We start from the raw sequence: 18,964 nt of genomic DNA on the forward strand, positions 1-18,964 counted from the left end.
GCCACAGCGACAGCGGAACCCTCTGTTCCGCTCGGGTCAGCCCTCCTGGAAGCCCCGCAGGATCCAGTCGAACTGCTTTCTGGTGGTGGCCCAGTCGTCGGCCGGCGAGGCCGCGTAGATGGCGTACTCGGTGCCGTTGCTCTCCATGTACGCGACGTCGATCGCGTGGTAGGGCCCCGGGAAGTAGTGCGGCGGGTCCTTGGCCAGCGCGTCCCACGTGTACTCCCAGCGGACGCCCGGCTGGTCGCGGAAGAGCTCCTCCTTGAGGCTCAGCTGCTTGTAGCGCTGCAGCCGTCGGGAGACCCGCTGGTTCAGGTTGGTCATGTGCTCGTACGCGGTGCGGAAGTCCGGCGCGGTGTCGACGGCGACCCGCACGAGGTGCTTGCCCTTGTCGGGCGAGTAGTCGACCTGCCGGAGGCCGTCCTGGTCGATGGAGACGGTCCGCTTCCACCCCTTGGGCAGGGAGATGCTGAAGCCCACCGGATCGTTGCGCCGCTCCCAGTTGGTGGGGGCCGCGCCGTCGGAGCCAGGCGTGGCGTCGGCACTCGCAGAGGGTGCCGTCGTGGCCGGGTCCGCACCGCCGCTGATCCTGGTGTCGCTCTCCATGGCGCCCCACTCCTGGAACGCGACCGCCGCGCCGCCGCCGAGCACGGCCGCGACGGCGACCACGAGGGCGAGGGTGCGCAGCCGGCGCCTGGGCCGTACCGGTGCCGGGCCCTGCGACGTGGGCGCCACGGCCGTCGGACCGGTCATGGAGCGGCCCGGGGCCCCGGGCGTTCCGGGGCCGTAGGCGGAGGCGGTCCCCGCGGACTCGTATCCGGGCACCGGGGCGGTGGGGCCGTAACCGGAGGTGGGCCCCGTGGGGCCATAACCGGAGGTGGGGCCGTAACCGGAGGTGGGGCCGGTGGGGCCGTAACCCGATGCGGCCCGGCTGCCCGTCCCCCCGGTGTGCACACCCGAGCCCTGCGTCGGGACGAACGCCTGGGCCGCGTGCGGGCGGCGGCCCTCGGCCGCCTCGGCGAGCATCTGCTCCGTCTCCTCCGCGCTCGGCCGCCGGTCCGGCTCCTTGCGCAGCAGGGCGGCTATGACGGGGCCGAGCGCACCGGCGTGGCGCGTCTCGTCGGCGTCCTCCTCGACGACCGCCTGCATGGTGCTCAGCGGTGAGGTTCGGCGGAACGGGGACCGGCCCTCGACCGCCGTGTACAGCGTGGCGCCGAGCGCCCACAGGTCCGAGGCCGGGCCCGGGTCGTGGCCGCGCACCCGTTCGGGCGCGAGGTAGTCGACGGAGCCGACGACCTCTCCGGTGCGGGTGATGGTGGAGTCGCCCTCGATCTGGGCGATGCCGAAGTCGGTGAGCAGGACCCTGCCCTCGCGGCCGAGGAGGACGTTGCCGGGCTTGACGTCCCGGTGCAGTACCCCGGCGGAGTGCGCGGCGCGCAGCGCCCGCAGCACCCACAGGCCGATCCGCGCGGCCTCCCGCGGCTCGACGCGCCCCTGTTCCTTGACCGCGTCGGCCAGCGAGTTGCCCTCGACCAGCTCCATGACGATCCATGGGCGGCCGTCGTGTTCGAGGACGTCGTGCACGGTGACGACCGCGGAGTGGTTGATGCGCGCGGCGGCGCGGGCCTCGGCCCGGGTGCGGGCGAGCAGAACGGCCCGGTCGCTGTCGGAGACGTAGAGCGCGGCGGTCAACTCCTTGACGGCGACCGTCCGGTTCAGTACCTCGTCGTGGGCACGCCACACCCGGCCCATGCCGCCGCTGCCGATGGAATCGGCGAGCCGGTAGCGGCCCGCTATGAGCAGGCCCTGCATCTGATTCACGTTGCCCCGCAATGCTCTTGACAGGGTCAGGTTAAGGACCGGCCTGCCGACTGGGAACCAGCGGGGTGCCAAGGTGACAGCACTGTGACGGTTGTCGCGGGGGCGAACGGCCCGGATCGGTCAACCGGTATACGGCGTGCTCAACGCGTGTAGCGGTACGTCGCCACAGCCTGCTCGTACAGCCGTGTCACCTCGTCCCGCTCGGCCTCCGGACCACGGACCTGGACGAGGTGATAGCGGCCGTTCAGCAGGATCGCCATGTTGCGCACGAACAGGTCGCGCCCCTGCCCGTCGGTCCAGGTGAACTGCCCCTCGGCCATGGTCCGTCCGCCGACCTCGATGGTGCGCAGCCCGGTCGCCGTGGCCCAGCTGGAGTCGCGGTACGGCTGGAGCTCGCTCTCCTTGTCCCGCTGGTAGCGCATCGGGTCACTGCCGTACGTGGCGGCGCTGTCCCGTCCGGGGACGACGATCAGCTCGAAGTTCCCGTGTGCGTACACCACCTGGCCGCTGCCGTTCTTCGGGGTGCGGTCCCAGCCCTTGGCGACGGCCACCTGGAAGCCGTCGGGGTCCTTGCGCAGGGTGAAGCCGTCGGCGACGGACGTGTCGCCGCCGGTCTGGGTCTCGGTGGCGGGCGCGGTGTTCTTCGGCGTGCTCTGCCCGGAGGGGGGCTGCTGCCCGGTGTGCGACGGCACGGGACTCGCCTCCCCCGCGGTCCCGGTGCGGTCGCTGCCCGCGGCCCCGTTCTTCCCCTGTCCGGGCATGAACAGCACGGCGTAGGCGATCGCGCCGGCCAGCAGGAGCAGGATGAGCAGGAGCAGCGTCCGGCCGAGGCTGCGCGGGGAACGCTCCTGCCCCCGGGCGCCGGCTCGCTTGTGCCGGCCGTGCGGATGGCCCTCGGGCAGTCCGGCGCGGCGTCGTCGCATGCGCACCAGCTCGCCGCGGCGCCGCACGATCGGCAGCCGGCTCGGATCGGCGGACGGCACGGGTACGACATGGGTGCCGGCGTCCGGCTCGGGTGCGGAGCGCACCAGGGAGCGCAGCCAGCCGTTCAGCTCCTCGAAGTCCAGCCGCTCGGTGGGGTCCTGGCGCAGCAGCGACTCCACGACCGGCCGCAGCGGACCGCACTCCTCGGCGAAGGCGGGCGGCTCGGCGCACACCAGCTGCACCAGCTCGGCCGTCGACTCCTCCGGGTACGGCGCGTGTCCCTGTACGGCCCGGAACAACAACGCGCCCAGCGCCCACAGATCGGTCGCCGGCCCGATCGGCGCCGCCAGCTGCCAGTTCTCGTGCACGGGACCGGCCTGCTCCGGCGCCCACCGCTCGGTCACCGGCCCCACGACGGTCATCCGCACCTGCCGCGCCCGCTCGGCCGCCAACGCGGTACCGGCTCCGCGCCGGGCACCGGTCACGGCCGTCCCGGTGTCGTCCCAACGGGGGCGGGGCTGGGCCTGCTGGGGAAGCAGCTGGTGCCCCGGGCCGGTACCCGGGGACGGCGGGTCCCCGACCTGACGGCCGGGGGTGGCGCCGGTCCAGTACTCCGGATCGGATACCTGTCCGGGTACGGCCGGATACCCGGACCGCTGCCCCGCCGAGGCGGCCCCGGCCGACTGCGAGCCGCCGCCCGGGCCCGGGGGGCCACCGGCGCTACCGGGCCGCTGCGAACCACCGCCCGGATCCCGGGAACCGTCGGCTGCACCGGGGCGGGGTGCGGCGCCGGGCCAGGGTTCGCCCTGTGCCCCGTAGGGGTCGGCGATGCGGCCGGGGTACGGCGACAGCTCCGTGCCGTCGGTCCGGGTGGCACCGGTGCCGCCCTCGGCGGGCGGCCGGGCCCCGGGCAGGGCGGCGTGCCCGCTCTGCCGGGCCTCCTGCACCCGGGCCGCGGCACGCGCGCCCGCGCGGTATGCGGCGATGGCACCGGCGCGGGCGGCACGGATGTCCGCGCCGCTTTCCAGCGACCGCTGCCCCGCAGGGCCGGGCACCCCGGGGTCCCCGGTGCCGCTCGGCGTCCCAGTACCGCCGGCCATCTCAAGTCCGCCAGAGCCCCCCGTACCACCGGGGACCGCGGCACCGCCGCGCATCCCAGGAACGCCTGGCGCCCCGGTGCCCCCGGGGCCCCTGGTACCGCCAGGCACCCCCGTACCGCCGCGCACCCCGTTCGCCCCCGGCCCCGGCAGCCCTCCGGCCGCGCGTGCCTGGATGGCGGCCCGGCGTGCGGCCTCGGGATCGACGTCCGCGGAAGGAATCGGTCCCGCTCCGGCAGCCCCGCCACCGGGTGCGCCGCCAAAACCGGAGCCGGCGCCCTGCTGCCCGGCGAGCGGAGGCGCCTCGAACCCCGCACCGGAGCCGGCTCCCGCCGCGCCCGGGGCTCCCTCCGGCGTGCCGTCCTGGGCCGGCACCGGGTCGTACCCGCACAACGCCTCCTCCGCGGCACCGACGGCGAGGCCGGTCAGCATCACGCGGCCGTCGTCGCAGACCAGCACCGTGCGAGCGGTGATGTTGCGGTGCACCCAGCCATGTCCGTGCAGCACCCGCAGCGCCATGAGCACGTCGGAGGCGACCTCGGCCGCCCGGTACGGCGACAGCGGCTGCTCGGCGAGCAGCGCGGCCAGCGGGCGCGCGGCCACCAACTCGCTGACGATCCACAGCGAGCCGCCCTCGGCGAACACGTCGAAGACCTGGTCGAGGCGCGGATGGTCGGGGATGCGGGCCGCCGCCTGCACGGCCTCGACGGCGCGCCGTACGGCCGGGTCGGCGGGCCGCCGGGTGGCGGTACGGGCGTCCGCCGTCCGCCGGGCCCCGGCCCCCCGCTCCCTCGCGGTGAAGCCTTCGGGCAGTCCCTCCGCGTCGAGCACCTCGGCCTCGACGACCTCCGGCAACGGCACCTGCCGGACGAGCACTTCCTGGCCGCTGTAGGTGTCGAAGGCGCGGGTCTCGGTGAGTTCGTACGCGTCGGAGGGCGGCAAAGGCAGGCGGTAGCGGTCGGCGAGCACCCGACCCGCGTAGTCCTCCACTGCGCCTCCCCCGGCCGCCCGGCTGGTCATATCCGTTCGCCTCACGACCCGTTTGGCACACACCCGGGTGCGTACGGTCCGCAACCATTCACGATACGTGCCGGAGGCAACCCGCACGGAGTGGATGACGGATTCTCACGCCGCAAACCGGCGCCCGATGTCCACGGCCTGGCTACGACTTGGGTTCGAAGGACGCCGTCAGTGTCTTCCAGGTGTCCTTGCGCAGCGCGCCGTCCCAGTTCGCGGCCTTCGCCGTGTACATCAGCCCGTAGCCGAGACGGCCGTTGACCACGAACCCTCGGTCGATGCTGCGGTACTCGGTGCCGTCCTCGACATAGGTGAACTCCCAGTCGGCCGTGTTCCAGTCGTGGTAGTCCGCCTTTTCGATGCGGATCCTGTGGTACTGGGACCGCACCATGGCACCTTCCTGGTTCTTCCAGTCCGCCACCGGGTCGGACTTGGGCTCACTTGTCCATCCGATGAGCAGTTTCTGGCCGTCCGGACCGGTGTAGCGGTCACCCGCGCGGTCGGTGGACGTGTACGACCATCCCTTGGGCAGGCCGATCGAGTAGCCCTGGCCGCTCTTGCGGGTCGACACCGCCGGCGCGCTCCCGCCGCCCTTCGCACCGGACGCGCCGGACGCGCCGGAGGCGTCGGCGGACGCGCTCGCGTCGACCGCGCGGCCGGACGCACCGGTGCCGGCCGACGACGGGCCCGCCCCGCCCGTCCCTGCCCCGCGGTCCGTGTTCTTGTCGCTCTTGTCCTGCTTGGTGGAGGCACCGGCGCTCGCCGCCGCCCCGGCGCCGCTGCTCTTGCCGCCCTTGTCGTCGTCGTTCAGGGCGAAGGCCAGGACGGTGCCGAGCACCGCGAGGACGACCACTACGGCGATGATCACCAGCGTGCGCTTGGGCACGACGTCGGTCAGCGGTGCCCTCGGCACCGGCCGCGGCGGCAGGTCCAGATCCGGCGGCGGCATCACGGGCCAGCCCGAACTCGGCTTGTTCGCGCTGGAGTTCGGTACACCGGCGGCAGCCGAGGACGGGCCGCCCTGCCGGCCACTGGATCCGGCACCGGGCCCGGGCCACGCTCCGCCGGCGGACGCCGGACGCGCCCCGCCGGCCGTGGCACCGCCCTGGCCCGCCGTTGCACCGGCGCCCGCAGCGGCCGAGTCGCCGTTCTTCGTCCGTGCCGACGCCGCGGCACCGGCCGCCGCCCCGGCCGCCTTGCGGACCGACCGCAGCGCGCCGCGCAGCTTCTCCGCGGCCTCCTCGCCCCGCTTGCCCCCGCCCCGCTCGTCCTCGGACGGGCCGGGCTGGGCCGGCAGCGGAACCACCCGGGTGGCGTCCAGGGGTTCCGGCTCGGGCGCGTGGATCACCTTGTTGAGCATCGCCCGGGCGCCGGCGTCGTCGAGCCGCTTGGCCGGGTCCTTGGCGAGCAGGCCGTAGAGGACGTCCCTGAGCGGGCCCGCGTTCTTGGGCTCCTCCAGGGGCTCGGTCATCACCGCGGTCAGCGTGGCGATCGCCGAACCCTTGTCGTACGGGGGAACGCCCTCGACCGCCGCGTACAGCAGCCCGCCGAGCGACCAGAGGTCGGCCGCCGGGCCCGGCTTGTGACCGCGGGCGCGCTCCGGGGAGATGTAGGAGGGGGCACCGACGAGCATGCCGGTGGAGGTGATGGACGGGTCGCCCTCGACCTGCGCGATGCCGAAGTCGGTGAGGACGACCCGGCCGTCCTCGGCGATGAGTACGTTGGACGGCTTGACGTCCCGGTGCAGGATGCCCTCGCGGTGCGCGGAACGCAGCACGTCGAGGATGGCGAGGCCCACCTCGGCGGCGCGCTTGGGCTCCAGCAGGCCGTCCTCGCGGATGACCTCGGCCAGGGACTTGCCCTCCACCAACTCCATGACGATCCACGGCCGGTCGTCCTCGTCGACCACGTCGTAGACCGTCACCGCGCTGTTGTTGCGGATCCGGGCGATCGCCTTGGCCTCGCGCAGGGTGCGCGTGATCAGGCGCCGCTTCTCCTCCTCGTCGATGTTCGACGGGAACCGCAGTTCCTTGACGGCGACCGTCCGGCCCAGGGTCTCGTCCTCGGCGCGCCAGACCGTGCCCATACCGCCCCGGCCCAGCACGTCTCCCAGCCGGTACCGCCCGGCGAGGAGACGACGCTCGCTCTTGTCCTGACGAGTCTCCTGACGAGATGCACCCGCCCGCTCCGCCTCCGACATGCGTCCCCTCATACAACCCGCCCTGACAGAGCCTCCATTGTCTCTCACTCGACAAGTGCTCCACGCCCAGGGGCCCCTTCGCCCAGGCGGGCCAACACGCCGGAAGCCGGGCGAAGTGCGCGTTCTGCTCGCGGGGGTGACGGCCGTTCGGCTGCCGTCGGCCACAGCGGCCCGGCGTTCGCGGAATCTCCGGCTCCGCCGTTCGCCTCCGTCAGGGCGGAGCACCGTGCCGCCCGCACGGGAACGGAAGGGCCGGGCGCGCCTCCTCAGCCGAGCGGCACGATGTCCGGGGCTCCCAGCCTCGCCGCGTCCGCCGTCTGGTCGTCGGGCTGGAGCTGGGACTCCCGCTCGGCCTCCACCCGCTTCTCGTAGTGCTCGACCTCGCGCTCGATCTGGCCCTTGTCCCAGCCGAGGACCGGTGCCATCAGCTCGGCCGCCTCACGGGCGCTGCGGGTGCCCCGGTCGAAGGTCTCGATGGAGATGCGGGTGCGGCGGGTGAGGACGTCGTCCAGGTGCCGGGCGCCCTCGTGCGAGGCGGCGTACACCACCTCGGCGCGCAGATAGTCGTCGGCGGCGGCCAGGGGCTCGCCCAGGGTTGAGTCGGCGGCGATCAGGTCCAGGACCTCCTCGGCCAGTGAGCCGTACCGGTTCAGCAGGTGCTCCACGCGGGCCACGTGCAGTCCGGTGCGGGCCGCTGTGCGTGCGCGGGCGTTCCACAGCGCCTGGTACCCCTCCGCACCCAGCAGCGGGGTCTCCTCGGTCACGCACTCGGCGACCCGCATGTCCAGGCCGTGCACGGCCTCGTCGACCGCGTCCTTCGCCATCACCCGGTAGGTGGTGTACTTGCCGCCCGCCACGACCACGAGCCCCGGCACCGGATGGGCGACCGTGTGCTCGCGGGACAGCTTGCTGGTGGCGTCGGACTCCCCGGCGAGCAGCGGGCGCAGACCGGCGTACACGCCCTGTACGTCGTCGCGGCCGAGCGGCACCGCGAGCACCGAGTTGACGTGTTCCAGCAGGTAGTCGATGTCGGCGCTGGACGCGGCCGGGTGGGCCTTGTCGAGGTCCCAGTCGGTGTCGGTGGTGCCGATGATCCAGTGCCGGCCCCAGGGGATGACGAAGAGGACGGACTTCTCGGTGCGCAGGATCAGCCCGGTGGTGGAGTGGATGCGGTCCTTGGGCACGACCAGGTGGATGCCCTTGGAGGCGCGGACGTGGAACTGGCCGCGCTCGCCCACCATGGCCTGGGTGTCGTCGGTCCACACGCCGGTCGCGTTGACGATCTGCTTGGCGCGGATCTCGTACTCCCCGCCGCCCTCCACGTCCTGCACCCGGGCGCCGACGACCCGCTCGCCCTCGCGGAGGAACCCGGTCACGCGCGCGCGGTTGGCCGCCTTGGCGCCGTAGGACGCCGCCGTGCGCACCAAAGTGGCCACGAAGCGGGCGTCGTCCATCTGGGCGTCGTAGTACTGCAGGGCGCCGATCAGGGCGTCCTTCTTCAGGCAGGGCGCGACGCGCAGCGCGTGACGGTGTGACAGATGGCGGTGCAGGGGCAGGCCCCGGCCGTGGCCGCGGGCCATGGACATCGCGTCGTACAAGGCCACGCCCGAGCCCGCGTACAGCCGCTCCCAGCCCTTGTGCTGCAGCGGATACAGGAACGGCACCGGCTTGACCAGGTGCGGGGCGAGCCGCTCCAGGAGCAGCCCGCGCTCCTTCAGGGCCTCGCGGACGAGCGCGAAGTCGAGCATCTCCAGATAGCGCAGTCCGCCGTGGATCAGTTTGCTGGACCGGCTGGAGGTCCCGGACGCCCAGTCGCGGGCCTCGACCAGTCCGGTGGACAGGCCGCGCGTGACGGCGTCCAGCGCGGTCCCCGCGCCCACGACTCCGCTGCCTATCACCAGGATGTCCAGCTCGCGCTCCGCCATCGCCGCCAGTGCCTCGGCGCGCTGCGCCGGCCCCAGAGTCGCTGTCCTCACCGCTGCCTCCCGCTGTCGCACACTCGCTCGCGTCGGCCGCACCCGGTGGGCGAAGCCCGGTTCATCCCCTCCTCATGCCCAAATTCTGACCGGGTTGCCCTACTTCAGCCACCACGGACTCCCAACCTGTGGACAACTTGCGCACAACCCTGGAAGACACACGGACACAATCAGACATAACGGTCATATATGTACCTAGTCTGACAGAGCACTCGCTCATCCTGTCGGCAGCGGTTGCGTACCTGTTCCGCTTCGGCTACTGGGAAGGACGGCCCACGCATGCCCTCAGACCTCGCCGTCATCGGACTCGGCCCCTACGGTTTGCCGCTCGCCCAGGCCGCCGTCGCCGCAGGCATCGCCACCGTCGGCTACGCGACCGGCCCCGAGGCGGGCTCGCTCAGCCCCGCCGAGCTGCGCCGGATGCACGCGGCGGGGTTCCGGCCCGGCACCGACCCGGCCCAGCTCGGCCGGGTGCGCACCGCGGTGATCTGCGCGTCGACCCCGCGCGGCGCCGACGGGGGGCTCGACCTCGGCCAGGTGGAGGCGGCCGCCCGCACACTCGCCGAACGGCTCCGCCCGCACACCACGGTCATCCTGGAGTCGCCCGTGCTCCCCGGAACGACGGAGCAGTTCCTGCGGCCCCTGCTGGAGAAGGGCTCCGGGCTCCGCGCCGGGCGCGACTTCCACCTCGCCTACTCCCCCAGCCGGGTCGACCCCGGCAACCGCGAGCACACCCCCGCCAACACCCCCAAGGTCATCGGCGGCCTCACCCCCGCGTGCACCGAGTCGGCCGCCGCCTTCTACGGCCGGCTCACCGACAAGGTGGTACGCGCGCGTGGGCTGCGCGAGGCCGAGACGGTGCAGCTGCTGGAGACCAATTTCCGGCACGTCAACATCGCACTGGTCAACGAGATGGCCGTGCTCTGCCACGAGCTGGGTGTCGACCTGTGGGACGTGATCCGCTGCGCGGAGACCAAGCCGTTCGGCTTTCACACCTTCCGGCCCGGCCCCGGCGTCGGCGGCCACGGAGTCGCACAGGACCTCACCGGCCACGCCACCCGCACGCTGCGCATGGTGGAGCTGGCCCAGCAGGTCAACAGCCGGATGCCGCGGTACGTCGTCCAGCGCGCCGCCACCCTCCTCAACGAGCACGGCAAGTCCGCCCGCGCCGCGCGCGTGCTGCTGCTCGGCGTCACCTACAAGCCCGACCTCGCCGACCAGCAGGGCACCCCGGCCCAGGAGATCGCGGTCCGGCTGATGGAGCTGGGCGCCTCCGTCAGCTACCACGACCCCTACGTGGCCTCCTGGAACGTCCTGGACCGCCCGGTCCCGCGCGCGGATGCGCTCTACGAGGCCGCCGCCGAGGCCGACCTGACCATCCTGCTGCAGCACCACCGGACGTACGACCTGCAGGGGCTGTCGGTGAAGGCCCAGCTGCTGCTGGACACGCGCGGGGCCACACCCACGGGGGCGGCGCACCGGCTCTGAGCCCGGTCACGAACGGAAAACAGCCGGGGGCGTTGTCGTCCCCGGCTGTTAGTCTCCCCCGGACTCGCCGCACACAGATGCGCGAGCGTCCTCTGTTCCCGTTCTTCAGCCGTGCTCCATCTCGGGGGGATTCCTGTCATGAGCCAGTCAGCACCACCGCCTCAGCCGCCGCAGTCCGGTCCGGTGACCGGCAACCCGTACGCCGAGCAGGCCCCGGCCCCCGCCCCGGGAGCGCCGTACCCGCCGCAGCCGGGTGCCTTCGCGCCGCCGGCACCGCCCGCGCCGGGCCGGAACAACCTCGTGCTGGGTCTCGCCGCAGCGGTCGTCGCCGCGGTGGCCGCCGCCGCGCTCTACGGCGTCGTCATCGGCGCCACCAAGCACGAGATCGGCTACGCGGCCGTCGGCGTCGGGTTCGTCATCGGCCTCGCGGCCGGCAAGGCGGGCGGCCGTAACCCGGTCCTGCCCATCGTCGCCGTCGTCCTGGCCCTGGCCTCCGTGTACTTCGGCCAGCTGGTGGGCGAGGCCATGATCGGTGCCAAGCAGACCGGCCTGAGCTTCTCCCAGATCTTCTTCGACCACTTCGACGTGGTGCAGAAGGCCTGGAAGGAGGAGGCCGATCCGCTGACCTTCCTCTTCTTCGCCATCGCCGGCTTCGCCGCGTTCTCGGGCACCAAGAAGGCCGCCGCGTAACGCTCGCACGCAACGCGAAGGGCCCGTCCACCGGTGCGGTGGACGGGCCCTTCGCGTACGACGACGGGTCAGCGGCGGTGCTGGCTGTCCGCGACCGTCACCTCGACCCGCTGGAACTCCTTCAGCTCGCTGTAGCCGGTGGTGGCCATCGCACGGCGCAGGGCGCCGAAGAAGTTCATCGAGCCGTCGGGGGTGTGGGACGGGCCGGTGAGGATCTCCTCGATCGTGCCGACCGTGCCCAGGTCGACCTTCTTGCCGCGGGGCAGCTCCTCGTTGACCGCCTCCATGCCCCAGTGGTGGCCCTTGCCGGGCGCATCCTTGCCGCGGGCCAGCGGGGAGCCCATCATCACCGCGTCGGCGCCGCAGGCGATCGCCTTGGGCAGGTCGCCGGACCAGCCGACACCGCCGTCCGCGATCACGTGCACGTACCGGCCGCCGGACTCGTCCATGTAGTCGCGGCGGGCCGCGGCCACGTCGGCGACGGCGGTGGCCATCGGGACCTGGATGCCCAGTACGTTGCGCGTGGTGTGGGCGGCGCCGCCGCCGAAGCCGACCAGGACGCCGGCCGCGCCGGTACGCATCAGGTGCAGGGCGGCGGTGTAGGTGGCGCAGCCACCGACGATCACCGGGACGTCCAGCTCGTAGATGAACTGCTTCAGGTTCAGCGGCTCGCTCGAGTGGGAGACGTGCTCCGCCGAGACCGTCGTACCGCGGATGACGAAGATGTCCACGCCCGCGTCCACGACCGCCTTGGAGAACTGGGCGGTGCGCTGCGGGGAGAGCGCGGCCGCGGTGACCACGCCCGAGTCGCGCACCTCCTTGATGCGCGCGCCGATCAGCTCCTCCTTGATGGGCGCCGCGTAGATCTCCTGAAGGCGGCGGGTCGCCTGCTCGGCGGGCAGCCCGGCGATCTCGTCAAGCAGCGGCTGCGGGTCCTCGTGCCGCGTCCACAGGCCCTCCAGGTTGAGCACACCGAGGCCGCCCAGCTCGCCGATGCGGATCGCGGTGGCCGGGGAGACGACGGAGTCCATGGGAGCGGCCAGGAAGGGCAGCTCGAAGCGGTAGGCGTCGATCTGCCAGGCGATCGAGACCTCCTTCGGGTCCCGCGTACGGCGGCTGGGGACGACGGCGATGTCGTCGAAGGCGTACGCCCGGCGGCCGCGCTTGCCGCGCCCGATCTCGATCTCAGTCACGTCTGTGGCCTTTCCCTGATGCGTTTCAGCGCCTTCCAGTATCGCCGACGGGTGCGGCAACGGCGGCCCCGGATGCTCCGGGGCCGCCGCCGGTGAGCTTCACGCGCGCGTGGGCGTCACTTTCCGCTCGTCACTTCTTGCTGCTGTAGTTCGGCGCCTCGACCGTCATCTGGATGTCGTGCGGGTGGCTCTCCTTCAGGCCCGCCGAGGTGATCCGCACGAACCGGCCGTTCGCCTGCAGGTCGGGCACGGTCCTGCCGCCGACGTAGAACATCGACTGGCGCAGGCCCCCGACCAGCTGGTGGACGACGGAGGACAGCGGGCCGCGGTAGGGCACCTGGCCCTCGATGCCCTCGGGGATCAGCTGCTCGTCGGAGGCGACGCCCTCCTGGAAGTAGCGGTCCTTGGAGAACGACCTGCGGTCGCCGCGGGTCTGCATGGCGCCGAGCGAACCCATGCCGCGGTACGACTTGAACTGCTTGCCGTTGATGAACAGCAGCTCGCCCGGGGACTCCTCGCAGCCCGCGAGCAGCGAGCCGAGCATCACCGTGTCGGCGCCCGCGACCAGGGCCTTGGCGATGTCGCCGGAGTACTGCAGACCGCCGTCGCCGATGACCGGGACACCGGCGTCCTTGGCGGCGAGCGCGGCCTCGTAGATAGCGGTGACCTGCGGGACGCCGACGCCGGCGACCACGCGCGTGGTGCAGATGGAGCCCGGTCCGACACCGACCTTGATGCCGTCGGCGCCCGCGTCGACCAGGGCCTGGGCGCCGTCGCGCGTGGCGACGTTGCCGCCGATGACGTCGACGCCGGAGGAGTTCGACTTGATCTTGGCGATCATGTCGCCGACCAGCCGGGAGTGGCCGTGCGCGGTGTCCACGACGATGAAGTCGACACCGGCCTCGATCAGGGCCTGGGCACGCTCGAAGGCGTCACCGGCCACACCGACCGCCGCGCCGACCAGCAGACGGCCCTCGGCGTCCTTGGCCGCGTTCGGGTACTGCTCCGCCTTGACGAAGTCCTTGACGGTGATCAGGCCCTTGAGGACGCCCCCGTCGTCGACCAGCGGCAGCTTCTCGATCTTGTGCTTGCGCAGCAGCTCCATGGCCTCCGGGCCGGAGATGCCGACCTTGCCGGTGACCAGCGGCATCGGGGTCATGACCTCGTGCACGCGGCGGCTGCGGTCGCTCTCGAAGGCCATGTCACGGTTGGTGACGATGCCGAGGAGCTTCTTGTCGCCGTCGGTCACCGGGACACCACTGATGCGGAACCGGGCGCACAGCGCGTCGGCCTCGGCGAGAGTGGCGTCCGGGTGGATGGTGATGGGGTCGGTGACCATCCCGGACTCGGAGCGCTTCACCAGGTCGACCTGGTTGGCCTGGTCCTCGATGGAGAGGTTGCGGTGCAGCACGCCGACACCGCCCTGGCGGGCCATCGCGATCGCCATGCGGGACTCGGTCACCTTGTCCATGGCGGCGGACAGCAGCGGGATGTTGACCCGCACGTTCTTGGAGACGTACGAGGCGGTGTCGATCTCGTCGGGTGCCATGTCCGACGGGCCCGGCAGCAGCAGCACGTCGTCGTAGGTCAGCCCGAGTGTCGCGAATTTTCCGGGCACTCCGTCGACGTTGGCAGTCATGACACCTTCCCCAAATGGCCTTGATCGGTGCGGATGTCCATGCTAACGGGAAGCATCGCTAGCAAATTCCACGGTACGGGGTCGCTTCAGGCTTCGTATGTTCGTACGGAAACGGCGGCGCACCTGTTCAGCGAGGGAGCGCGGGGTGCTGTGCGCCAGGGGATTACTGCTCGGCGAGCGCGCGGAGGCGGCTCAGCGCCCTGTGCTGGGCGACCCGGACGGCGCCGGGTGACATTCCCAACATCTGCCCCGTCTCCTCCGCGGTCAAGCCCACGGCGATGCGCAGCAGGAGCAGCTCGCGCTGGTTCTCGGGGAGGTTGGCCAGCAGCTTCTTCGCCCACTCGGCGTCACTGCTGAGCAGGGCGCGCTCCTCGGGGCCGAGGGAGTCGTCGGGGCGTTCCGGCATCTCGTCCGAGGGGACGGCCGTGGAGCCCGGGTGGCGCATCGCGGCGCGCTGGAGGTCGGCGACCTTGTGCGAGGCGATGGCGAAGACGAACGCCTCGAAGGGGCGGCCGGTGTCGCGATAGCGGGGCAGCGCGAGCAGGACCGCGACACAGACCTCCTGGGCCAGGTCCTCGACGAAGTGGCGCGCGTCGCCGGGCAGCCGGGACAGCCGGGTGCGGCAGTAGCGCAGCGCCAACGGGTGCACGTGCGCGAGCAGATCGTGCGTGGCCTGCTCGTCCCCGTCGACGGCGCGATGCACGAGCGCACCGATCGCCCCGTGGGCCGTGCCCGCCTCGTCGTCGCGCATCGGTCCATGGTGCCTTGCGGCCGTCCGGTCCGTCGCATCGTGCTCGTGGTTGTGCACCGAAGCGTTATGAGCAGGCGCGCCGGCAGTCATTCCCTGCGCCCTCCCCTTCCGCTCGACCGACTCGTCCCCGAGAGACTCCACATCTCAAGGATGCGGCATCCGCGCCGAAACGAGCATCGCGCGTCCGGCGGGCCTCCTTGCGCAGCGCCCGCCGAGGCGTCCGAAGGAGTCGTGACGCCCAGGGCGCGCACAACCCGACCGCGTGTGCCGCGATCCTCGTCCAGCGGTTCCGACCACGGGTGTTCACGGAGTGGATCTCCGTTCCCGCGTACGACCCCCACCCGGCCGGCGGCCTGCCGTACGCCTCCTCGGGTGTGACCGGGTCCACCCGTCGGCGGCGCGTCACGGCCGCTTCCACGGGCAACCCGAACACCCGCCAAGGCGTTTCACCGCGCCACGTCCGAGTACCGCCCCGACGGGCGGACCAGGAGGCGACGGTACGACGCCGAAGCCCGGGGTGCCGCCGCAGGGCACCCGGGTCCGGGTCCGCAGGCGGCCGGGGCGCGGCAGTACGCCCTGCGGCCGAGAGTCCCGCGGAAGCACGCACGCGCGCGTCCCCGTGCATACCCGGGACAGGCCGAGACGCCCCCCGGAAGCCCTCGTCCGGCCTCACGGTCGGCCGAGGCACGGCCTTCCGGACCCGGGGCCCGGCGTGGCTCCGCGAGTGCGTCCAGGACGAGTGCGTCGTCGTGGCGGGGTTCGGTTCGGCGCACGGCCGGGACGCGCCGATGGCGGCATACGGCCCGGGGCCCCGGAAGTCGCCGCACGGCCCGGACACCGGGAAGCCGGCAGTCCGCCCGGACATCCCGGGCAGCGTGCCGTGTCCCCTTCCCCGGGCGATTCCGACGCCGGCAGGGCGCCCGGCTGCGGCCAGGGGAGGTGGATATGCGTACGGTTCCGGAAGTGGTGCACCGGTGGCGGCCGGCCCCGCCTGCCCCGCAGGGCTGGGCACTGCCTACCGGACCAGTCCCCAGCGGAAGCCGAGCGCCACGGCGTGGGCCCGGTCGGAGGCGCCGAGCTTCTTGAACAGGCGCCGCGCATGGGTCTTGACGGTGTCCTCGGAGAGGAACAGCTCGCGCCCGATCTCCGCGTTGGAGCGGCCGTGGCTCATGCCTTCCAGAACCTGGATCTCACGCGCGGTGAGCGTGGGCGCGGCACCCATCTCGGCCGAGCGGAGCCGGCGCGGGGCCAGCCGCCAGGTCGGATCCGCCAGGGCCTGGGTCACCGTGGCCCGCAGCTCCGCGCGCGAGGCGTCCTTGTGCAGGTAGCCCCGGGCGCCGGCGGCGACCGCGAGGGCCACGCCGTCGAGGTCCTCGGCGACGGTGAGCATGATGATGCGTGCGCCGGGGTCGGCCGACAGCAGACGGCGCACGGTCTCCACGCCGCCCAGGCCGGGCATGCGCACGTCCATCAGGATGAGGTCGGAGCGGTCGGCGCCCCAGCGGCGGAGGACTTCCTCGCCGTTGGCCGCCGTCGTCACGCGCTCGACGCCGGGCACGGTCGCCACCGCGCGGCGGAGCGCTTCTCGGGCAAGCGGGGAGTCGTCGCAGACGAGGACGGATGTCATGGCCGCCCTCCGCAGCTGATGCGCGTCACCTTGAGCCTCCAGGCTGGTACGGAATCGTCACCTGTGCGGTCGACCGCCTCGGACGCCTGCCCGAGCGCTTGTGTTTTCAACCGCCTCCGCACTCTCAACGACGGTCACTCGAAAGAGTTACGGGGCATCGTGCCGTCTTCGGCACTCTACGTGAGGGCCTCGATACAGAGCAGACATGGACGACAGACCCTCAACTTTTCATCACAACTATGCCCCATTTGGCCTCTTTTCTTCCCGTTTCGTGGTGTCTGAGGCTAGATTCGCAATGAGTCATATTTTCATCTCCTTAGACCGGATATGTACGGTCGTTGGCACCGTATCCGCTCAGAACGGCTACAAGGGGTCACGTAATGGCAGATTTCTCCCGCCTTCCCGGACCGAACGCGGACCTGTGGGACTGGCAGCTGCTGGCTGCCTGCCGCGGCGTGGACAGCTCGCTCTTCTTCCACCCTGAGGGCGAGCGCGGGGCGGCTCGGAGCGCTCGCGAGAACTCGGCCAAGGAGGTCTGCATGAGGTGCCCCGTGCGCGCGGAATGCGCGGCGCATGCGCTGGCGGTGCGCGAGCCGTACGGCGTGTGGGGCGGCCTGACCGAGGACGAGCGTGAGGAGCTGATGGGGCGCGCGCGCAACCGCCTGGTGACGGCCTCGGCCGCCGGCGCGGACACGGCCCGCAACCACTGAAGTAACGTTTCTGCACCCAGGGCCCCCGGGGTGCGCTGTTCCCCCTCCACCAGGGCACGCCGCGCGCGTGCCCTTGATTCTGCCGCGGGCTCCTGGGGATGGCGCCGGACAGGCCCTAGGAGCGCCCGGCCGCCCGGGCCAGCTGTTCCAGCGTCGCCGCCACCGCCGGTACCTGCGCCAGGTCGGGCAGGGTGAGGGCGACGATCTCGCGCCGCACCGCCGGCTCCAGCCGTACGGCCCGCACGCCCCTGGGCCGTACCGACTCCACCGCCAGTTGCGGCAGTACGGCGACCCCCAGGCCGGCGCCGACCAGGCCGGCCACCGCCGGGTAGTCGTCCGTGGCGAAGTCGATGCGCGGCGTGAAACCGGCCCCCTCGCAGACCTCGACCAACTGGCCGCGGCAGCGCGGGCAGCCCGCGATCCACGGATCCTGGGCCAGCTCGCCGATGGCGACGGACTGCGCGCGCGCCAGGCGGTGCCGCTCCGGGACGAGCGCGACCAGACGGTCCGTCAGCAGGGGCCGTACGACCAAATCGTCCCACTCCTCGGCGACCGCCGCGCCCTCGTAGCGGAAGGCCAGCGCCAGATCGCAGTCGCCCTCGCGCAGCAGCTCGGCGGACTTCGGGGGCTCGGCCTCCTCCAGGGAGACGCGGGTGCCGGGGTGGGCGGCGCGCAGGGCGGCGAGGGCGGTGGGGACCAGGGTGGACGTGCCGCTCGGGAAGGAGACCAGCCGGACCCGCCCGGCGCGCAGGCCGGCGATGGCGGCGACCTCCTCCTCGGCCGCGGTGAGCCCGGCGAGGATGCCGGAGGCGTGCCTGACCAGGGCTTCCCCGGCCTGGGTCAGCCGCATCTCGCGGCCGCTGCGGACCAGCAGCGGGGTGCCGACCGAGGTCTCCAGGGCCTTCATCTGCTGGCTGACGGCGGGCTGGGTGCAGCCCAGTTCGCGCCCCGCCGCCGAGAAGGAACCGGTGGTGGCGACGGCGCGCAGGACACGGAGATGACGAGCCTCGATCACCCTTCGAGCATAAGGGATGCTTGGGGACGGCGCGCGATATTCGCTCGACGCTTTGAGGCGGCGTCCCGTACCGTGCGGGCATGAGGGTTCTCACGGTCAATCTGGGCCGCCCGCAGCCGGTGCCGTACACGGACCAGCGGGAGGGCGTGACGGGCATCGACAAGAAGCCGGCCGACGGGCCGGTGCGGGTGACGGCGCCCGGCCCCAAGGGGCTCGGCGGCAGCGGGCTGGCCGGGGACGCGGTGTGCGAACTGCGCCACCACGGCGGGGACGACCAGGCGGTGTACGCCTACGCGCGCGAGGACCTCGACGGCTGGGAGCGCGAACTGGGCCGGTCGCTGGCCAACGGCTGCTTCGGGGAGAACCTGACGACGGACGGACTGGACGTCTCCGGGGCGCTGATCGGCGAGCGCTGGCGGATCGGGGCCGGACCGGTCCTGGAGGTGACCTCGGGCCGGATCCCGTGCCGTACGTTCCAGGGCCATCTGGGCGAGCGCGGCTGGGTCAAGAGGTTCACGCAGAAGGGCTCAACGGGTGCCTACCTCCGGGTGATCGAGCCGGGCGAGATACGGGCGGGCGATCCGATCGAGATCGTGCACCGTCCGGACCACGGCGTGACGGCGGCGATGCAGTTCCGCGCGGTCACCACCGAGCGGGAACTGCTGCCGCGGCTGCTCGCGGCGGGCGAGGCGCTGCACGCGGAGACACTGGCCGCGGCGCGCAAGTACGTGGCGGCGCAGCAGGGCTGAGCGGCCGTCGGCCGGGCCGCCGTCCGGGCCCCGGCCAGCGGACGCGCGCGCTCGCGGTCACTACCCT

The 18,964-nt window shown here is 72.7% G+C and carries 13 protein-coding genes; 4 read left to right on the forward strand and 9 right to left on the reverse strand.

Features of this window, described 5'->3' with window-relative positions:
- Positions 1-36: 36 nt before the first annotated feature.
- The 4 genes from ACZ41I_RS19265 to ACZ41I_RS19280 all read right to left on the reverse strand — a co-directional run bounded on the left by ACZ41I_RS19265 (position 37) and on the right by ACZ41I_RS19280 (position 9,035).
- Positions 37-1,812: a serine/threonine-protein kinase gene (locus ACZ41I_RS19265; protein ID WP_468514648.1), complete on the reverse strand. Its 1,776-nt coding sequence runs from the start codon at positions 1,810-1,812 to the stop codon at positions 37-39.
- 149 nt (positions 1,813-1,961) lie between these two features.
- Positions 1,962-4,832 (reverse strand): protein kinase, encoded by a 2,871-nt coding sequence (locus ACZ41I_RS19270; protein ID WP_468514649.1) that lies wholly within the window; start codon positions 4,830-4,832, stop codon positions 1,962-1,964.
- A gap of 172 nt (positions 4,833-5,004) precedes the next feature.
- Positions 5,005-7,059, reverse strand: a complete 2,055-nt coding sequence (locus ACZ41I_RS19275) for a serine/threonine-protein kinase (protein WP_468514650.1) — start codon at positions 7,057-7,059, stop codon at positions 5,005-5,007.
- Positions 7,060-7,325: 266 nt separating this feature from the next.
- Complete coding sequence (locus ACZ41I_RS19280; protein ID WP_363214317.1) at positions 7,326-9,035, reverse strand: glycerol-3-phosphate dehydrogenase/oxidase; 1,710 nt, start codon at positions 9,033-9,035, stop codon at positions 7,326-7,328.
- 279 nt (positions 9,036-9,314) lie between these two features.
- On the opposite strand from ACZ41I_RS19280, the gene ACZ41I_RS19285 reads away from it, so the two are divergent.
- Positions 9,315-10,523 (forward strand): nucleotide sugar dehydrogenase, encoded by a 1,209-nt coding sequence (locus ACZ41I_RS19285; protein ID WP_468514651.1) that lies wholly within the window; start codon positions 9,315-9,317, stop codon positions 10,521-10,523.
- Positions 10,524-10,661: 138 nt separating this feature from the next.
- On the forward strand, positions 10,662-11,213 hold the full coding sequence (locus ACZ41I_RS19290; protein WP_363214320.1) for a hypothetical protein: 552 nt from the start codon (positions 10,662-10,664) through the stop codon (positions 11,211-11,213).
- A 68-nt stretch (positions 11,214-11,281) separates the two neighbouring features.
- Here the strand turns inward: ACZ41I_RS19290 and ACZ41I_RS19295 are convergent, their stop codons facing one another.
- The 4 genes from ACZ41I_RS19295 to ACZ41I_RS19310 form a co-directional block, all read right to left on the reverse strand.
- Positions 11,282-12,406 (reverse strand): GuaB3 family IMP dehydrogenase-related protein, encoded by a 1,125-nt coding sequence (locus ACZ41I_RS19295; protein WP_468514652.1) that lies wholly within the window; start codon positions 12,404-12,406, stop codon positions 11,282-11,284.
- A 130-nt stretch (positions 12,407-12,536) separates the two neighbouring features.
- Positions 12,537-14,045, reverse strand: a complete 1,509-nt coding sequence (guaB, locus tag ACZ41I_RS19300; protein WP_363214321.1) for an IMP dehydrogenase — start codon at positions 14,043-14,045, stop codon at positions 12,537-12,539.
- Between the two features lie 163 nt (positions 14,046-14,208).
- Complete coding sequence (locus ACZ41I_RS19305) at positions 14,209-14,796, reverse strand: sigma-70 family RNA polymerase sigma factor (protein WP_030641278.1); 588 nt, start codon at positions 14,794-14,796, stop codon at positions 14,209-14,211.
- A 1,015-nt stretch (positions 14,797-15,811) separates the two neighbouring features.
- Complete coding sequence (locus tag ACZ41I_RS19310; RefSeq protein ID WP_003948568.1) at positions 15,812-16,423, reverse strand: response regulator transcription factor; 612 nt, start codon at positions 16,421-16,423, stop codon at positions 15,812-15,814.
- A gap of 380 nt (positions 16,424-16,803) precedes the next feature.
- Between ACZ41I_RS19310 and ACZ41I_RS19315 the strand changes: the two genes are divergently transcribed.
- A complete protein-coding gene (locus tag ACZ41I_RS19315; protein ID WP_363214322.1) occupies positions 16,804-17,133 on the forward strand; it encodes a WhiB family transcriptional regulator in 330 nt (109 codons plus the stop codon).
- A 115-nt stretch (positions 17,134-17,248) separates the two neighbouring features.
- On the opposite strand, the gene ACZ41I_RS19320 is transcribed toward ACZ41I_RS19315, so the two are convergent.
- Positions 17,249-18,148, reverse strand: a complete 900-nt coding sequence (locus ACZ41I_RS19320; protein ID WP_363214323.1) for a LysR family transcriptional regulator — start codon at positions 18,146-18,148, stop codon at positions 17,249-17,251.
- A gap of 80 nt (positions 18,149-18,228) precedes the next feature.
- On the opposite strand from ACZ41I_RS19320, the gene ACZ41I_RS19325 reads away from it, so the two are divergent.
- Positions 18,229-18,897, forward strand: a complete 669-nt coding sequence (locus ACZ41I_RS19325; RefSeq protein ID WP_399763661.1) for an MOSC domain-containing protein — start codon at positions 18,229-18,231, stop codon at positions 18,895-18,897.
- Positions 18,898-18,964: the final 67 nt, after the last annotated feature.

It is taken from the genome of Streptomyces sp. NPDC030799 (genome assembly GCF_055572255.1).

Excerpts from the sequence above, each read along its gene's own strand:
- ACZ41I_RS19305 (WP_030641278.1), bottom strand. The coding sequence starts at position 14,796 with ATGCGCGACGACGAGGCGGGCACGGCCCACGGGGCGATCGGTGCGCTC.
- ACZ41I_RS19275 (WP_468514650.1), bottom strand. The coding sequence starts at position 7,059 with ATGTCGGAGGCGGAGCGGGCGGGTGCATCTCGTCAGGAGACTCGTCAG.
- ACZ41I_RS19285 (WP_468514651.1), top strand. The coding sequence starts at position 9,315 with ATGCCCTCAGACCTCGCCGTCATCGGACTCGGCCCCTACGGTTTGCCG.
- ACZ41I_RS19310 (WP_003948568.1), bottom strand. The coding sequence starts at position 16,423 with ATGACATCCGTCCTCGTCTGCGACGACTCCCCGCTTGCCCGAGAAGCG.
- ACZ41I_RS19290 (WP_363214320.1), top strand. The coding sequence starts at position 10,662 with ATGAGCCAGTCAGCACCACCGCCTCAGCCGCCGCAGTCCGGTCCGGTG.
- guaB (WP_363214321.1), bottom strand. The coding sequence starts at position 14,045 with ATGACTGCCAACGTCGACGGAGTGCCCGGAAAATTCGCGACACTCGGG.
- ACZ41I_RS19265 (WP_468514648.1), bottom strand. The coding sequence starts at position 1,812 with ATGCAGGGCCTGCTCATAGCGGGCCGCTACCGGCTCGCCGATTCCATC.
- ACZ41I_RS19325 (WP_399763661.1), top strand. The coding sequence starts at position 18,229 with ATGAGGGTTCTCACGGTCAATCTGGGCCGCCCGCAGCCGGTGCCGTAC.
- ACZ41I_RS19315 (WP_363214322.1), top strand. The coding sequence starts at position 16,804 with ATGGCAGATTTCTCCCGCCTTCCCGGACCGAACGCGGACCTGTGGGAC.